This is a genomic window from Brevundimonas sp. SL130 (assembly GCF_026625805.1).
Lineage (GTDB): Bacteria > Pseudomonadota > Alphaproteobacteria > Caulobacterales > Caulobacteraceae > Brevundimonas.
Genome location: NZ_CP113064.1, coordinates 2,590,153 through 2,604,031, shown reverse-complemented (window position 1 = coordinate 2,604,031; position 13,879 = coordinate 2,590,153). Strand labels below are relative to the sequence as shown.

The following is a 13,879-nucleotide window of genomic DNA, read 5'->3' as shown; positions in this document are numbered from 1 at the left end:
CTCCTTGGGTTGGATTGTGGGGAAGGGCGGTCATGCGGCGGCCGCGCCGAGGCCGCGCACGGCCTCGATCATCTTGATCAGCACCGCCTGGGCGTCGCCGTAGACCATGTTGCAGTTGTCGCCGTAGAACAGCGGATTGACGACGCCGGCGTAGCCCTTGCCCTCGCCGCGCTTGACCACGAAGACCTGCCGCGCCTGGTCGGCGTTGAGGATGGGCATGCCGTAGATGGGCGAGCCCTTGTCGGTGCGCGCCGCCGGATTGACCACGTCGTTGGCGCCGATCACCAGCACGACATCGGTCGTGGCGAAGTCGGCGTTGATGTCCTCGAGCTGGAAGATCTGGTCGTAAGGAACGCCCGCTTCGGCCAGGAGCACGTCCATCTGGCCCGGCATCCGGCCGGCGACCGGATGGACGGCGAAGCGGACGAGAACACCGGCGGCCTGGAGCAGTTTGACGAACTCGTAGAGCTTCTGCTGGCCTTGCGCGACCGCCAGCCCATAGCCGGGCACGATGATCACCGAACTCGCATAGCGCATGGCGACCCCGGCGTCGGCGGCCTCTGTCGGCCGCAACGACCCGGCGATGTCGCCGGGCTTGGCGGCGACCACGGTCCCGAAGTTGCTGAACAGCACATTGGCGACCGATCGGTTCATGGCCTTGGCCATCAACAGGGTCAGCAGCAAACCCGCCGCGCCGACCACCATGCCGGCGATCATCAGGGCCGGGTTCTGAAGCACGAAGCCCTCCAGCCCCACGGCCAGGCCGGTGAAGGCGTTGTAGATTGAGATCACCACCGGCATGTCGGCCCCGCCGATGGGCAGGGTCATCAACACGCCGAACAGAAGCGCCAGACCGAAGAACAGGTAGACGCCGCCGGGGCCGGCCAGAAGGATTGGCGCGCCCATCGACTGCGCCAGCAGAGAACCGCCGACGGCCAGGGCGGCGATCAGGACGACGGCGTTGACGATCCGCTGTCCCCGGAAACGGAGCGGTGCCTTGAGCACGCCGTCCAGCTTGGCCCAGGCGATCAACGAGCCCGAAAGCGAGACGGCGCCGATCAGGGCGCCCGCCAGGGTGACCACGAGCTGGGTCACGCCTTGCGTCCGCCCGCCGAGCAGTTCGACCGCAGCGATGGCGCCGGCCGCTCCGCCGCCCATGCCGTTGAACAGGGCGACCATCTGCGGCATCGCCGTCAGCTTCGCCTTGCGCCCGGCCCACCAGGCGCCGCCGCCGCCCAGGACGAGGGCCGCGAGCGCCAGCCCGACATTGACCGCCAGATGTGGACGCGCCGCCGCATCGACGCTGAAGACATAGAGGAAGCTGACCAGGATGGCGGCGACCATGCCCAGGCCGGCGACGAAGATGCCGGACCGCGCCGTGACCGGCGACGACATCCGCTTCAGGCCAAACAGAAACAGGAAGGCGGCGACGAGATCGACGGCGCCGATCAACAGGCTGGGAAACAGGTTGAGCATGATCGGCCCTCAGACGGACTTGGCGAGGCGCGGCCGAGGCGACGCGTGTTTGGCGGCGGTGTGGCCCTTGCCGGCGTGATGAGCGGGAGGCGGCGTGCTGGGTTGGAACATGGCCAGCATCCGGTCGGTGACCGCATAGCCCCCCGCCGCATTGCCCGCGCCGAGCAACACGGCGAAGAAGCCGATGATCTGCTCGGTCACGGTGGCGGCGTTGATCAGGGCGTAGACGCCGCCGACGACCACGATGCCGTGGACGAAGTTGGAGCCCGACATCAAAGGCGTATGCAGGATCGCGGGAACCCGCCCGATGATCACCCAGCCCGCAAAGCCGGCCAGCATGAAGATGTAGAGGGCGACAAGACCGGTGATGATCATGACAGGGGCGCCAGGGCGGGCTGTGCAGCCTTGGCGTCAACCGTTGGAGCGGCGGGCGGTTGCGGCGTATCCTTGCGCTTGCCGTCGTGGGTCAGGACCGTCCCGGCGAGAATGGCGTCGTCCCAGTCGAGGGTGACGACATTGTCCTTCAGCATCAGCGCCAGCAGATTGAACAGGTTCTTGGAATAGAGGGCGCTGGCGTCCTCGGCGAGCATGGAGGGCAGGTTCAGCGGCGCGACCAGGGTGACCGCCCCGATCCGGACGGTCTGGCCGGGGACCGTGTCCTCGCAGTTGCCGCCGCCCTCGGCCGACAGATCGACGATCACCGCCCCGGCTTTCATGCCGGCGACCTGGAGCTTGCTGATCAATTTGGGCGAGGGGCGGCCGGGAATGGCGGCAGTGGTGATGACTAGGTCGGCCTGCTGGATATGTTCGGTCAGGGTCTCGGCGACCTTCGCCTGTTCCTCCGGCGTCAGGGCGCGCGCATAGCCGCCCTTGCCCGTGGCGTTGACGCTCGTCTCGACAAATTTAGCCCCCAGCGACAGGGCCTGTTCGCGGGTCTCGGGTCGCACGTCATAGCCTTCGACCACAGCCCCCAGCCTATGGGCGGTGGCGATCGCCTCCTGCCCGGCGACGCCCAGTCCCATGACCAGAACCCTCGCCGGCCCGATGGCGCCGGCCGCAGTGGTGATCTTGGGCAGGACTCGCGCCAGGTGGGTCGCGCCCAGCTGGACAGCGTAATAGCCCGCTAGCGCCGACTGGCTGGACAGAGCGTCCATGGCCTGGGCGCGGCTGATCCTCGGAATCCGTTCCATGGCGAAACAGGTGATCCGGCGCTCGATCAGCCGTTCGATCAGCGCCGGCTCCTTCTGGGCGTAGACGAAGCTGATGAGGATCGCGCCTGGCTTCATCGCCTGCGCGACCTCGAGCGCCGGCGGCTGGACGCAGAGCACCACATCCGCGTCCGCCACCAGGGCGGCGCGATCGGCCATGAAGACCACATCCGGATAGTCGGCCTCGGTCAGGCGGATCGGATCTGCGGCGCCGGACTGCACATGCAACCGGGCGCCGAGCCGGGTCAGCTTGGCGGCGACAGACGGAACCAGGGCCACGCGCCTCTCGTGAGGACGCGTCTCCTTCAGCACGGCGACATTGACATACATGGCAGGCTCCAGGGATCGCGCCGGCGACGCGGCCCGGATGAAGGTGAGGAGAGGCGGGGAGGGCGAACCCTCCGCGACGAGGGCGCAGAGGCGGTCAGGCGGGCGCGCTGGCCTTTGAGGAGCGCACCAGTTTCTTGTTCACGAACTGCTGGATGCCCATGTCGCCGAGCTCGCGGCCATAGCCGGAGTTCTTGATCCCGCCGAACGGTAGTTCGGCGTCGGTCCAGTCGATGTTGTTGATGAACATCATCCCGGTATCGACCAAGCTGGCGACGCGCTGGCCGCGGTCTTCGTCTCGGGTCCAGACCGACCCGCCCAGGCCGAAATCGGAATCATTGGCCAGAGCGATGGCCTCCGCCTCGTCCTTGACCCGGAACATCATCGCGACAGGACCGAAGAACTCGTCGCGGAAGGCCGGGTTGCCGGGTTCCACATCGGTCAGGATGGTCGGGGCCATATAGGAGCCCGGGCGGTCGATCCGCTTGCCGCCCAAGGCGAGCTTGGCGCCGTGCGTCGTCGCGACCTCGACCTGCTTCAGAAGGTCGAGCAGGGCGGACTCGGTCGAGAGGGGGCCGAGCGTGGTGGTCTCGTCCATGGGATCGCCGGCCTTCAGCGCGGACAGGGCGAGCGTGAACCGCTCCAGGAAGGCGTCGTAAAGCGGTTCGACGACGATGAACCGCTTGGCCGCGCAGCAGGTCTGGCCGGTGTTGTACATCCGGCCCCACACCGCCCAGGGGATGGCGTGGTCCAGATCGGCGTCCTCCAGCACGATGAAGGCGTCGCTGCCGCCCAACTCCATCGAGGAGATCTTGATGTTCTGACCGGCGCGAGCAGCGATGCTCTTGCCCGCCGCGACGCTGCCGGTCAGGGCCACGCCCTTGATCCGGGGATCGTCCACCACTGTGTCGGACTGGGCGTGTGAGATGAACAGGTTGGTATAGAGGCCCGCCGGGGCGCCGGCCTCGATCAGAAGTTTCTCGAAGGCGATGGCGCATTGCGGCACGATGCCGGCGTGCTTCACCACCAGCACATTGCGGCCATCAGATGCGGACCGGCGACCCGGGCCAGCTGATAATAGGGGAAGTTCCAGGGCTCGACGCAGAAGATCACCCCCATGGGGCTGCTTTCCATATGGGCGTGACCATCCACGGGATGGAGCTTGACGGGGGCCAGGAAGCGCTCGGCGTGCTTGGCGTAATAGGCCAGGATGCGGGCGCTGTACTCGACCTCGCCACGGGATTCGTTGATCCGCTTGCCCATCTCCATCGTCATGATCCGAGCGAATTCATCGGCTCGGGCGTGCAACAGTTCCCCCGCCTTGGCGATGACGGCGGCGCGCTCGTCATAGGATTTCAGCTTCCAGGACTGGAAGCAGGTCTCGGCGGCCGCGAGCCGAAGTTCGAGGTGGGCGTCGGCGAGCGGATTGAAGGATTTGACCAGAACGCCGTCGAACGGATTGATGCTTTGGTAGCCCATGACTGGATCTGCTTTTCGGGAGGCGAGGCGGCGAACACCGCAGAGCGTTCGATCACTCTCCGCCCAAGTCGAAGCGACGATCTTGATCGACATCAAAATGCGCCAGGCGCGCGGCAAATAGTTGGGCGCGGAGCGGAGCGGGGCGCCGCGGCAGAGGCTTTCAGAGAGACGAGCGGATAAAATGACGGTCCAAACGCTTGAGACGCAGCACTACGGCGACGGCGCGGAGCGGCGCGCCGATCTCGTCGTCCATCTGGCGGGTCTGGCCCTGGCGCTGGTCGGCGGGGCATGTTGATCGGGCTGGCCATCAGTATCGGCCAGGTCGGGCGTCTGACCGCCGCCGCCGTCTATGCGTGTGGGCTGGTGACCATGCTGGCCCTGTCCACGGCCTATAATTTTTCGCCCGCCCGATATCAGCCGCTGCTACGGCGGTTCGACCACGCCGGCATCTTCCTGATGATCGCCGGGTCCTACACGCCCTTCACGACCCAGCATCTGAGCGGCGGCTGGGCCTGGGGCATGACCCTGGCGGTCTGGGCCATCGCCGGCTTCGGCATCCTGGCCAAGCTTTTGCTGCCGGGTCTGGGGCGCGCCTTCTGGATCGGCGTCTATCTATCGCTGGGTTGGTTGATGGTCATCGCGATCCAACCCCTGATGCAGAGCCTGGGGCTGGCCCCATTGATCCTGCTCGCGGTCGGCGGCCTGCTCTATACGGTCGGGGTCGGGTTTTACGCCAACAAGGCCCTGAGGTTCCGGCGGGCGATCTGGCATGGCCATGTCGTCGCGGCGGCCTGTGTGCACTGGGTCGCTGTCTTGCTGGCGGTGCTCAGTCACGGCGCGCGCGCCTAGCGTCTCGTGCGCTTAGACAGCGTTGATCTCCGGCAAGGGCGTCGCGCCCGCGACCTTGTCGGCGTCGATGTGGACGATCGTGACGCCCGTGCCCGGCCGTAAGTCGGCGATGGTGATCGTGGCCTCAAGTTGGGCGGATAGCGCCTGGATGATGCTGGTGCCCAGTCCGGGCTTAGGGGGGGCGCCGGCGCTTCGCATTCCGATGCCGTCATCTATGACCGATAGGGTCCACCCCTCGGGAGAGGCGCGATAATCGACGGTGATCAGACCCTTTCGATCATCGGGGAAGGCGTGTTTCAGCGCATTGATGACCAGTTCGGTGACGATCAAGCCGAGGCTGACGGAAATCTCAGGCGTGGTGTCGCTCTCGTCCCCCGTCACCACCAGCCGCAGTTGGTCGTGGTCCGCGATCATCGAGGCGCCGAGGCTCTGGCACAGCTGGGCGAGATAGGGACGGATCGTCACCTTACTCAGGTTGGATTCCGCCAATTGGCGCTGCACCGCCGCGACTGACATGACGCGCTGATGGGCGTCGCGGAGATGGCCACGCGATTCCTCGGACTGCACCTTGCGGGCGTTCTGCAAGAGGACGCTGGCGATGATCTGGAGACTGTTGGCCACCCGGTGCTGCATCTCGCGCAGCAGGACGTCCTTCTCACCGATCAGCTTGTCCTTCAGCGCTTCGGTCGCGCGCCTCTGGGTGACGTCGCTGATCGTGAGCAGCAGCCGCTCGTCCATGTCCTGGGCATGGGTTAGCCGAGACGCCGACAACAGTAGGCTCAAAGCGGGGCGGCCCAGCCGTTCGAGCGACAGCTCGTAGGCTGGAATTTCGGCGTTGCTGGAGGCGGCGGCCGTCAGCAGCGAGCGCAGGCGCGGAAGATTCCATTCCCCCTTGCCCAGATCGAAGATTGATCGGTCTGTCACAGTCAGGGGATCGAGATCGAAGGCGAGCGAGAAGGCGGCGCTCGCCGCCAGGATATGCAGGTTGCGGTCGAGCAGCAGAAGCGGCGTATCCGTCGCGTTCACCACGGCCAGGGCCAGGGTGGCGGCGATATCCGTCGTCGGGGGAGCCATGGAACGTGTTTCCTGACGCTGCGGCGGCTCGCGAAGCGAAAGCCTAGCCGTGGGTCATGGCGTTCGAACGGTCGGAAGGCTCCGATAATTCGAACGCCCGTTGCGCCTAGCACGATTGCAAAGGCGGCGGCGAATAAGGCGACTCCAATCTGACGACGGGCTTGAAGTCTCGTATCAAGCGGCGACTGTGATGCGGTCCTCGACGGAGGTGACCCCGGCGGCGGACCAGGCCGCGCGCTCCACGATGCGGCGGTCCGCCCAGGCCTTGACCTGACCGTCGAGACGGACCGTGCCGCCGTCGATTGTCAAATGGATCGCCGCGCCGTCGATATTGGACTGGCGGTCGAGGGCGTCGCCGATCAGCTTGTGTATGTCGGCGGCCTGGACGCGTGTCTTCAGCGTGATGTGATTGTTGAGTGCCACGACGCCGTACAGGTTTCGGACGGCGCGTTCGGCGGCATCGCGCTGAAAATGCCAGTCCAGTTCGCCCGAGAGGCTGACCAGTCCGTTTTCGACGCGGACCTGGACCCGGTCATTGGGAACCATCACGTCCCATTCCAGCGACAGCAACGCCCGTTCGGCGATTTCGTCATCGGCCAGGCCGGTGTCGCCGAAGGGCCTGACGGTTACGCCCTCGGCCAGGCCTTGCACGCCGCGGATGTTCAATGCCGCGCGCTCGATGGCTGTCTTTTCGGCGTAGGAGCCGACCACGCCGCTGAGGGTGACGACCGCCTTGTTCACCGCGACCCCGACTCGTGTGGCGTCGACGCTCGGGTTCCATTCCAGCTCGGTTTCGACGCGCGACTTGAGGGCTTGGTCTTTCATGGGAGCATTCCTTCTCGGCGCGGCGAAGCGCCGGTCGCCGTGGCCTTCAAAAGCGCAGATCGAAACGGTCGGACCTTGATCCAGATCACAATCCGCAGAGACCAAGCCGGGCAGGGAAGGCGCGCAACCAAAGGAGCTCCCCATGTCCGCATCCGCCGCATCCCGTCTCAATGACGACATCCAGACCCTCAGCGCCGAGGTTTCACAACATCTCCGGGACGCCGCCGACAAGACCGGCGACGACGCCAAGGCCGCACTGGAGCGGTCGGCCGCCGCACTGACCAAGGCGGCCCATCGGCTGAGCGAGGATGCTCGCCATACATCCCGCAACATGGCCGCCCAGGCTGTTGCGGAAGTTCGGGATCGCCCCGTCGCGACCACGGCTCTGGTCGCCATCGCCGCGACACTCATTGGGCTGGTGGCGATCCGCTAGGATCCAACTCTGAGGGTTTGCCTCAGATGAGCGCGGTGACGGGAAGGGGCGGGATCGCGTCTACCGTCGCCGCACCGAGCGAAAAGGTCTCGGCATGGCTTCGTCCGTCGGTGATCGAGACGGGCGACATGATTTGCGGCGTGAGATGGATCACCGCCACGAAATCCGAACCGGGACCATAGATATGGAAGTCCGGGTAGCGTGCCCAGGCCAGGGTGTTGATCCGTGAGATGGTCGCCGGATCCGTGACTTCGACCGCGTGGCCGGCCATGGAGACCCCCACCGCGTCGCCGTGCCCCGCTTCCCTGCGAATGGCTATCGAAACCCTCGGATCGGCCTGAAGATTCGCCAGCTTCTGGCTGTCTCGAGCGATGACGAAATACAGATCCAGCCCCTCGTTGATATAGCCCACCGTGGTCACCTGCGGCCATCCGTCCGGGCGGTTCACCCCTAGCGCCATCAATCGACCGGCGGACAGGAGATCGACGATCGCCGTGACGGCGTCGCCGTGAATGGGGGTGATCTTTGCCGCCGTCATGAATGGGTCCCAGGGATCCGAGCGCCGGGCGTCGCCTCCAGCGTCTTCAGGTAGGCGATCAGATCGGCGATCTGATCCGGCTCGAAGACGAACTCCGGCATGGCGGGGTGGGCGGTGTCGATGCCTTCGGCCAAAGCCTCGGCCAGGTTCTCGACCGGATAGCGGCGCTGCAGGTCCCTGAAGGGCGGCGCGACCGCAAGCGGGCTTTCATCGGTCTGGCCGACAGAGTGACACCCGGCGCACCGCGTCTGGACAAGGGCCTGACCGCGCTCCGGCGATCCAGCCCAGGGGCCGACAGGCGTCCTTGTCGGTTCAGCGTCGGTGTTGGCCAGGGCCAGAGGCGGCGCCACAGCGGCGGGGCCCGACGCGCAGGCGGCCAGGACAACGAGCGTCGCAAGAGCGATAGATCGCATGGGCGCATTCCTTGTTGAAGCGCGAGCATACTCCGTCTTCACGATCAGCTTCTTGATCCAGATCATCGAGCGGTTCGACGGACAGCGGCAGGAGGAGGGGCCATAGGGCGAAGGAGACATGCCCATGACGCGCCGCATCGATGAGATCGCTTCGGAAATCGTCCGGCTACAGTCCGAACTGGACCGTGAGATCCTCAAACGGCGAAAGTCGCTCGGCTGGGCGCTGCACAAGGATCTGGTCGCGTTCGAACATGGGGTGACCATGGAGCACCGTCGCCTGAGGCTGGGCGTCGCGGCCTTTCTGGCGGGGGCGCCGATCCTCACCGTGTTGACGGCGCCGGTGATCTATTCCCTGATCCTCCCGCTGGCGCTGATCGACCTGTGGGCCTCGGCGTATCAGGCGATCTGTTTTCGCGCCTATCGGCTGCCGCGCGTCCAGAGGCGCGACTATCTTGTTTTTGACCGAAGTTCGCTCGCCTATCTGAACTGGATCGAGGGGCTGAACTGCGGGTTCTGCGAATACGCCAACGGCGTCGCCGCCTATGTGCGCGAAATCGCCAGCCAAACCGAGCAGTACTGGTGCCCGATCAAACATGCCTTGAAGATCACTCATCCGCACAAACGCTACCAGGACTTCGTTGAATACGGCGACGCCGGCGGCTATCGCGCCAGGCTGGACCGATTGCGGGAGGCGCTGAGAACCGGCGTCGGGGTCGAAGACTTGTCCGAACCACAAACACCGTCCGTTCCGCTCAAAAGTTGAGCCAGGTCAAGCTGCGCTCAGTCTGTGCAGGCAGGGTGCGGTCATGACCCAGACCGTAAAGCCCTTCACCGCCGCCATCCTGCTGGCCCATCCTCGCGCTGAGAGCTTCACCGGCGCCATGGCCTCCGGCTTCGCCGACGCCTTCACTGCGGCCGGCGGGCAGGCCGTGGTCCGCGATCTCTATCGCATCCCGTTCGATCCGGTGCTGCACGCTGAAGAAATCCCCGACCACCCGGGGTTCAAGCCGCGCCCCGACGTGGTCGAGGAGCGCCGTCTGATCGGCCGCGCCGATGTGTTCGTCCTCTTCTATCCCCTCTGGTTCAACGCCACGCCGGCAATTCTCAAGGGCTATGTCGATCGGGTCTTCGGCATGGGGTTCGCCTATTCCTCCATTCATGCGGGCGGTAATCAGCCGCTTCTGAAAGGACGCAAACTGCTCAGTTTTACGTCGTCCGGCGCGCCTCAGGCCTGGGTCGAGACGTCCGGCGCCTGGACCGCGATGAACAAGCATTTCGACGAGCATCTTGCCGGGGTGGCCGGGCTGGATCTGATCGGACACCACAATACAGGCGGTGTCACGCCAGGCATGAGCGCGGACGTCGTCGCCGCGCGCCGCGCCGCAGTCGCGGACATCGGCTGGCGTCTCGCTCAAGCCCATGGCGTCGAGGCGTCCTGAGCGCAAACCGCAGGACGATCGCATGATCACGCCGTAAGCGTGCGTTCGGCGACCTGCGCGTAGATCAGGGAGCGAACGGCCTCGAAGAGCGCGTCATCCAGCAGCGGCTTTTCGATGATGGGTACGCCCATGTCCAATGCGGCGAGCCGCACATGAAGGGGCGGCGCGCTGGGGATGAGGATCGCGGGGATGCGATAGGTCTCCCCGCGCAAACGGGCGATGAAATCCAGACCAGACTCGTCGGGCAAGACTTGATCCAGGACGATGCAGGCCGCGGTCCTCAGGTCAGGGGATCGGTCGGCGCGTGCGGGGCTTCGGAAGGCGCAGGTTCTATAGCCCTCGGCCTCCAGCGCGAAGGCGAGCGCGCTCAGGACCGCCAGGTCGCTGTCGATCACAAAGACGACGGGTGAGGCGGGGGCTGAAGCCGGCAAGGCGGGTCCTCTGACGCCGATATGGCCTCTCACTCCTTAGGCGGACCACGCAGAAGGTTGTTGATCTCGCGCAACTCAGAGGCCGGCGGCGAGTGCGATCCGCATCAGGCCCGGCATGTTCTGGGCGCCGGTCTTGGTCATGAGATGGGCGCGATAGATTTCGACCGTGCGCGGGCTGATCTCCAGCTCAAAGGCGATGACCTTGTTCAGCTTGCCGGCGATCACGCCGATCAGCACATCGCGCTCTCTTGGCGAAAGGGTCGATAGTTTGAGTTCGGCCTCTCGCGCCGCCTCTTCCTGGCTGGGAGGCTGGCCGGCCGATACGCAGGCGGTCACCGCCGCGATAAGGACGTCGTCGGTGAAGGGCTTTTCGATGAAATCCGTCACGCCCGCCTTCATGGCCTCGACGGCCAAGGCGATGTCGCCGTGGCCTGTCATGACGACTACGGAGTGAGTGTGACCGTCACTCCTGAGACGACGCACCAGATCCAGCCCCGTCATCTCAGGCATGCGGATGTCCGTCAGGATACAGTCGCCGTCATCGGGCACGGCCTGCAGAAATCCCGTGGCGGAGGCATGGGTGCGGACCGCGTAGCCATGAACGTCGAGCAGGAACAAGAGCGACTGGCGCATCGCCGCGTCATCATCGATCACATGGATGGTTGGACTATGCGCCATTCGAGGGCTCCGCCACGGGTAGGGAGAAGGAGAAGATCGCGCCGCCCTTGGGATTGGGCTCGGTCCAAATCTGACCGCCGTGAGCATCGACGATGGTTCTGCAGATCGACAGGCCGACGCCGAGACCGTGCGGCTTCGTGGTCACGAAAGGCTGAAACAGGCTTTCGCCGAGGCTCGGATCGAGCCCGGGCCCCGTGTCGGCGACCGAGATGACGATCATGCCGTTCTCGCCCCGTTTCACAGCCACCTCCAGCTCACCCCGGTCTGCGCGGTGCATGGCGTCGATGGCGTTGCGGATTAGGTTCAGGGCGACCTGCTGAATCTGGATCTTGTCGACGATCACCACGCCGACGCCGCGCGAGAACCGAAGGTCGACCCTCAGGTCCTTCTCCTTGACCCCGACCAGCGCAAGCGCGCTGGCCTCCTCCATCAGCTGGGCCGGCTCCTCCAACGTGTGCTGGGTCTCGCCGCGGGCGACGAATTCGCGAAGGCGTTTGATGATGTCGCCGGCGCGGATCGCCTGCTCCGCCGCCGCGCCCAGGGCGTCGCGCAGGCGACGGATGTCCGGCTCCGGTGCGCCGAGCAGGGTCACGGAGCCCTTCATATAGTTGGCGATGGCCGACAGGGGTTGGTTCAGTTCATGGGCCAGGGACGACGCCATTTCTCCCATCGCGTTCAGCCTCGAGACATGGACGAGCTCCGATTGCAGCGCCTGTAGACGGCGTTCCTGATCGTCGTGCTCCGTGAGATCCCGTATGAAGCCGGTGAAGAATCGCTCCTTCGCGACCGACGCCTCGCCGACGGTCAGGCTCATCGGAAAGGTCGATCCGTCCTTGCGCTGGCCCACGACGATCCGGCCGATACCGATGATGCGACGCTGGCCCGTGATCTTGTAATGCTGCAAATGCCGGTCGTGCTCCTCGCGGTAAGGCGACGGCATCAAAAGGCTGATGTTGCGGCCGATCGCTTCTTCGGCGGCCCAGCCGAACAGGCGTTCGGCCGTCGCGCTGAAGGACCGCATCTGTCCGGCCTCATCGATGATGATCATCGCTTCGGGGACGGTCTCCAGAATGGATTGCAGGTGCGCCTGGCGACGCTGCGCCTCGTGCGCCTGACGGCGCAGGCTGTCGCCGGCCAGCGCGATGATCGGTCCCACACAAAGGAAGATCAGGCCGCCGGATAGATTGGCGTGGTCGGCCCATAAGGCGTCGCCTAGAAAGAGGGCGCTGCCAATGAAACACAGGGCGGTCGCCAGCAACGTCGGCCCGCGTCCCCCAAGACCCGCGACCGCCAGCAGCAGCGGAATATAGAGGATGAAAAGCGCAAGGTCCTGAATGTAGGATTCTAGCACCAGCGCGACGCCCAGCATGGTCGCCGAACCGATGACCGCCGCCAAATAGGCGTTCCGGGGGGAAGGCTTGGGTCTGGCCATCCTCAGAAATGTCATGACGTCCTTCTGACGCCTGTGACCTGAACTTTTGTCGGTCGCCATTCAGACTAGGCGCGCAGCGCGCGGCTTTAGCAAGCGGCACGGTTGCGGAGTTCACGCCCACGTCCTGTTGTGAGACCGTCCTCAGGTCCGGCTCGCGCTCGGACGCATGGCTGGGCGACGGCCTAGGACACCGCCAACTGATCCAGGGCTGTGCGATGTCGGATACGGAAATGCCGGCATCCCATGAACTCCACGACGCCGTCGGCCTGGAGCTTGCCAAGCGTCCGCGAGATGGTTTCGATCGTCAGGCCGAGATAGTCCGCCATGTCCTGACGGCTCATCGGCAGGGCGGTAAGTTCAGCCTTGAATCGATCCGCGAGCCCAAGAAGGAAACTCGCCACCTTTTCGCACGCCGTCATCCGCGCCAGCAGCAGGATGTGCGCCTGGGCGCGTTCAAGCTCGTTTGAAGTCGCACCCGCCACCATACGGTCGAAGCGGAGACGGTCCTCGCCCTGCCGCGAAGGCGCGACGCGTTTGAGCACCTGGACCTGACAGTTGCCCAGGCCCTCTGCGGAGAACCTGTGGGTGGCTCGTGCCTCAAGACCGAACACGTCGCCCGGATAGTAGAAGTCGCCGATCTGGCGACGCCCGTCGGTCAGCAGGTGGGTGGTTCGGACGGCGCCGCTGACCAGTCGATAGATGAAATCGGCGGCCTCTTCCTGGGCGTAGATTTCCTCGCCGACGGCGAACGGCATGCGAACGCCGAAGGAGGCCTCCAGGTCGGTGTCGCCGGACGACGGCGGCTGCATGAAGCGGTCGATCATCTGCGTCTGGGCGGTCATCGGCGCTCTCCAAGTCGGTGAGCTCAACCTATGGATGGAGGGTAGGGACCGGTATTCGGGAGCGACGCCTAAGGGCTATCCCTTAGGGGGAGGCCTAGACAACGCTGGACCGAGGGGGCGCCGCATTGGCGAAGTCCGCATGACGCCATTTCGGTTACCCGACATTTCGGACCTGGACATCTGCTTCAGCTGCGGCCTGCGCGGATCAAATTTCGAAGCCTGTATCCTCGAATATCGACCCCACCATCGTCGCGATCATAGCCTCAGCATTCTTCAAATCTCGCTGGCATGCATGGCCCCATTGGCGGCCTCCTATAAAATCAGAGAGGCCCGTTGATCTGGGTCAAGAATGATCGAATGCAGGAGCGTCTTATGTCGTGACATGGCAGAAGCACGTCGGCATTTTCGTCGCCCCTTTCTCGTCTAACTGGTTAG

Annotated in this window: 17 protein-coding genes; 4 read left to right on the top strand and 13 right to left on the bottom strand. The window is 65.1% G+C overall.

All coding sequences use genetic code 11. From position 1 onward, the window contains the following. Window positions 1–30: 30 nt before the first annotated feature. The 5 genes from OU998_RS12750 to OU998_RS12730 all read right to left on the bottom strand — a co-directional run bounded on the left by OU998_RS12750 (window position 31) and on the right by OU998_RS12730 (window position 4,490). Entirely contained in the window at window positions 31–1,476 is a 1,446-nt protein-coding gene (locus OU998_RS12750) for an NAD(P)(+) transhydrogenase (Re/Si-specific) subunit beta (protein WP_267513959.1), read from the bottom strand. A 9-nt stretch (window positions 1,477–1,485) separates the two neighbouring features. Next, complete coding sequence (locus OU998_RS12745) at window positions 1,486–1,851, bottom strand: proton-translocating transhydrogenase family protein (protein WP_267513958.1); 366 nt, start codon at window positions 1,849–1,851, stop codon at window positions 1,486–1,488. Next, window positions 1,848–3,014 (bottom strand): NAD(P) transhydrogenase subunit alpha, encoded by a 1,167-nt coding sequence (locus OU998_RS12740; RefSeq protein ID WP_267513957.1) that lies wholly within the window; start codon window positions 3,012–3,014, stop codon window positions 1,848–1,850. Before OU998_RS12740 ends, OU998_RS12745 begins: the two co-directional genes overlap by 4 nt. Window positions 3,015–3,108: 94 nt before the next feature. Further along, complete coding sequence (locus tag OU998_RS12735) at window positions 3,109–4,044, bottom strand: aldehyde dehydrogenase family protein (RefSeq protein ID WP_267513955.1); 936 nt, start codon at window positions 4,042–4,044, stop codon at window positions 3,109–3,111. Continuing rightward, entirely contained in the window at window positions 4,032–4,490 is a 459-nt protein-coding gene (locus OU998_RS12730; protein WP_267513953.1) for an aldehyde dehydrogenase family protein, read from the bottom strand. The genes OU998_RS12735 and OU998_RS12730 overlap by 13 nt, the downstream gene beginning before the upstream one ends. A 288-nt stretch (window positions 4,491–4,778) precedes the next feature. On the opposite strand from OU998_RS12730, the gene trhA reads away from it, so the two are divergent. Continuing rightward, window positions 4,779–5,339, top strand: coding sequence for a PAQR family membrane homeostasis protein TrhA (gene trhA / locus OU998_RS12725; protein WP_324287965.1), 561 nt, complete (start codon window positions 4,779–4,781; stop codon window positions 5,337–5,339). Window positions 5,340–5,351: 12 nt separating this feature from the next. On the opposite strand, the gene OU998_RS12720 is transcribed toward trhA, so the two are convergent. Then, window positions 5,352–6,413 (bottom strand): sensor histidine kinase, encoded by a 1,062-nt coding sequence (locus tag OU998_RS12720; protein WP_267513951.1) that lies wholly within the window; start codon window positions 6,411–6,413, stop codon window positions 5,352–5,354. 174 nt (window positions 6,414–6,587) lie between these two features. Then, window positions 6,588–7,238, bottom strand: coding sequence for a BON domain-containing protein (locus tag OU998_RS12715; protein ID WP_267513949.1), 651 nt, complete (start codon window positions 7,236–7,238; stop codon window positions 6,588–6,590). A 142-nt stretch (window positions 7,239–7,380) separates the two neighbouring features. On the opposite strand from OU998_RS12715, the gene OU998_RS12710 reads away from it, so the two are divergent. Further along, complete coding sequence (locus OU998_RS12710; RefSeq protein ID WP_267513948.1) at window positions 7,381–7,671, top strand: hypothetical protein; 291 nt, start codon at window positions 7,381–7,383, stop codon at window positions 7,669–7,671. A 22-nt stretch (window positions 7,672–7,693) separates the two neighbouring features. On the opposite strand, the gene OU998_RS12705 is transcribed toward OU998_RS12710, so the two are convergent. Both OU998_RS12705 and OU998_RS12700 read right to left on the bottom strand, forming a co-directional pair. Next, the gene (locus tag OU998_RS12705; RefSeq protein ID WP_267513947.1) at window positions 7,694–8,209 is read right to left on the bottom strand and encodes a pyridoxamine 5'-phosphate oxidase family protein; all 516 of its coding nucleotides are present in this window, start codon (window positions 8,207–8,209) and stop codon (window positions 7,694–7,696) included. Further along, complete coding sequence (locus tag OU998_RS12700; RefSeq protein WP_267513946.1) at window positions 8,206–8,622, bottom strand: c-type cytochrome; 417 nt, start codon at window positions 8,620–8,622, stop codon at window positions 8,206–8,208. Before OU998_RS12700 ends, OU998_RS12705 begins: the two co-directional genes overlap by 4 nt. Window positions 8,623–8,746: 124 nt before the next feature. Between OU998_RS12700 and OU998_RS12695 the strand changes: the two genes are divergently transcribed. Beyond that, window positions 8,747–9,385: a hypothetical protein gene (locus OU998_RS12695; protein ID WP_267513945.1), complete on the top strand. Its 639-nt coding sequence runs from the start codon at window positions 8,747–8,749 to the stop codon at window positions 9,383–9,385. Between the two features lie 43 nt (window positions 9,386–9,428). Continuing rightward, window positions 9,429–10,061, top strand: coding sequence for an NAD(P)H-dependent oxidoreductase (locus OU998_RS12690; protein WP_267513944.1), 633 nt, complete (start codon window positions 9,429–9,431; stop codon window positions 10,059–10,061). A gap of 26 nt (window positions 10,062–10,087) precedes the next feature. Here the strand turns inward: OU998_RS12690 and OU998_RS12685 are convergent, their stop codons facing one another. The 4 genes from OU998_RS12685 to OU998_RS12670 all read right to left on the bottom strand — a co-directional run bounded on the left by OU998_RS12685 (window position 10,088) and on the right by OU998_RS12670 (window position 13,444). Further along, complete coding sequence (locus OU998_RS12685; RefSeq protein WP_267513943.1) at window positions 10,088–10,492, bottom strand: response regulator; 405 nt, start codon at window positions 10,490–10,492, stop codon at window positions 10,088–10,090. 75 nt (window positions 10,493–10,567) lie between these two features. After that, complete coding sequence (gene fixJ, locus OU998_RS12680; protein ID WP_267513942.1) at window positions 10,568–11,170, bottom strand: response regulator FixJ; 603 nt, start codon at window positions 11,168–11,170, stop codon at window positions 10,568–10,570. Next, on the bottom strand, window positions 11,160–12,617 hold the full coding sequence (locus tag OU998_RS12675) for a PAS domain S-box protein (RefSeq protein ID WP_267513941.1): 1,458 nt from the start codon (window positions 12,615–12,617) through the stop codon (window positions 11,160–11,162). Before OU998_RS12675 ends, fixJ begins: the two co-directional genes overlap by 11 nt. Window positions 12,618–12,784: 167 nt before the next feature. Beyond that, complete coding sequence (locus OU998_RS12670) at window positions 12,785–13,444, bottom strand: helix-turn-helix domain-containing protein (RefSeq protein WP_267513940.1); 660 nt, start codon at window positions 13,442–13,444, stop codon at window positions 12,785–12,787. Between the last annotated feature and the right edge of the window lie 435 nt (window positions 13,445–13,879).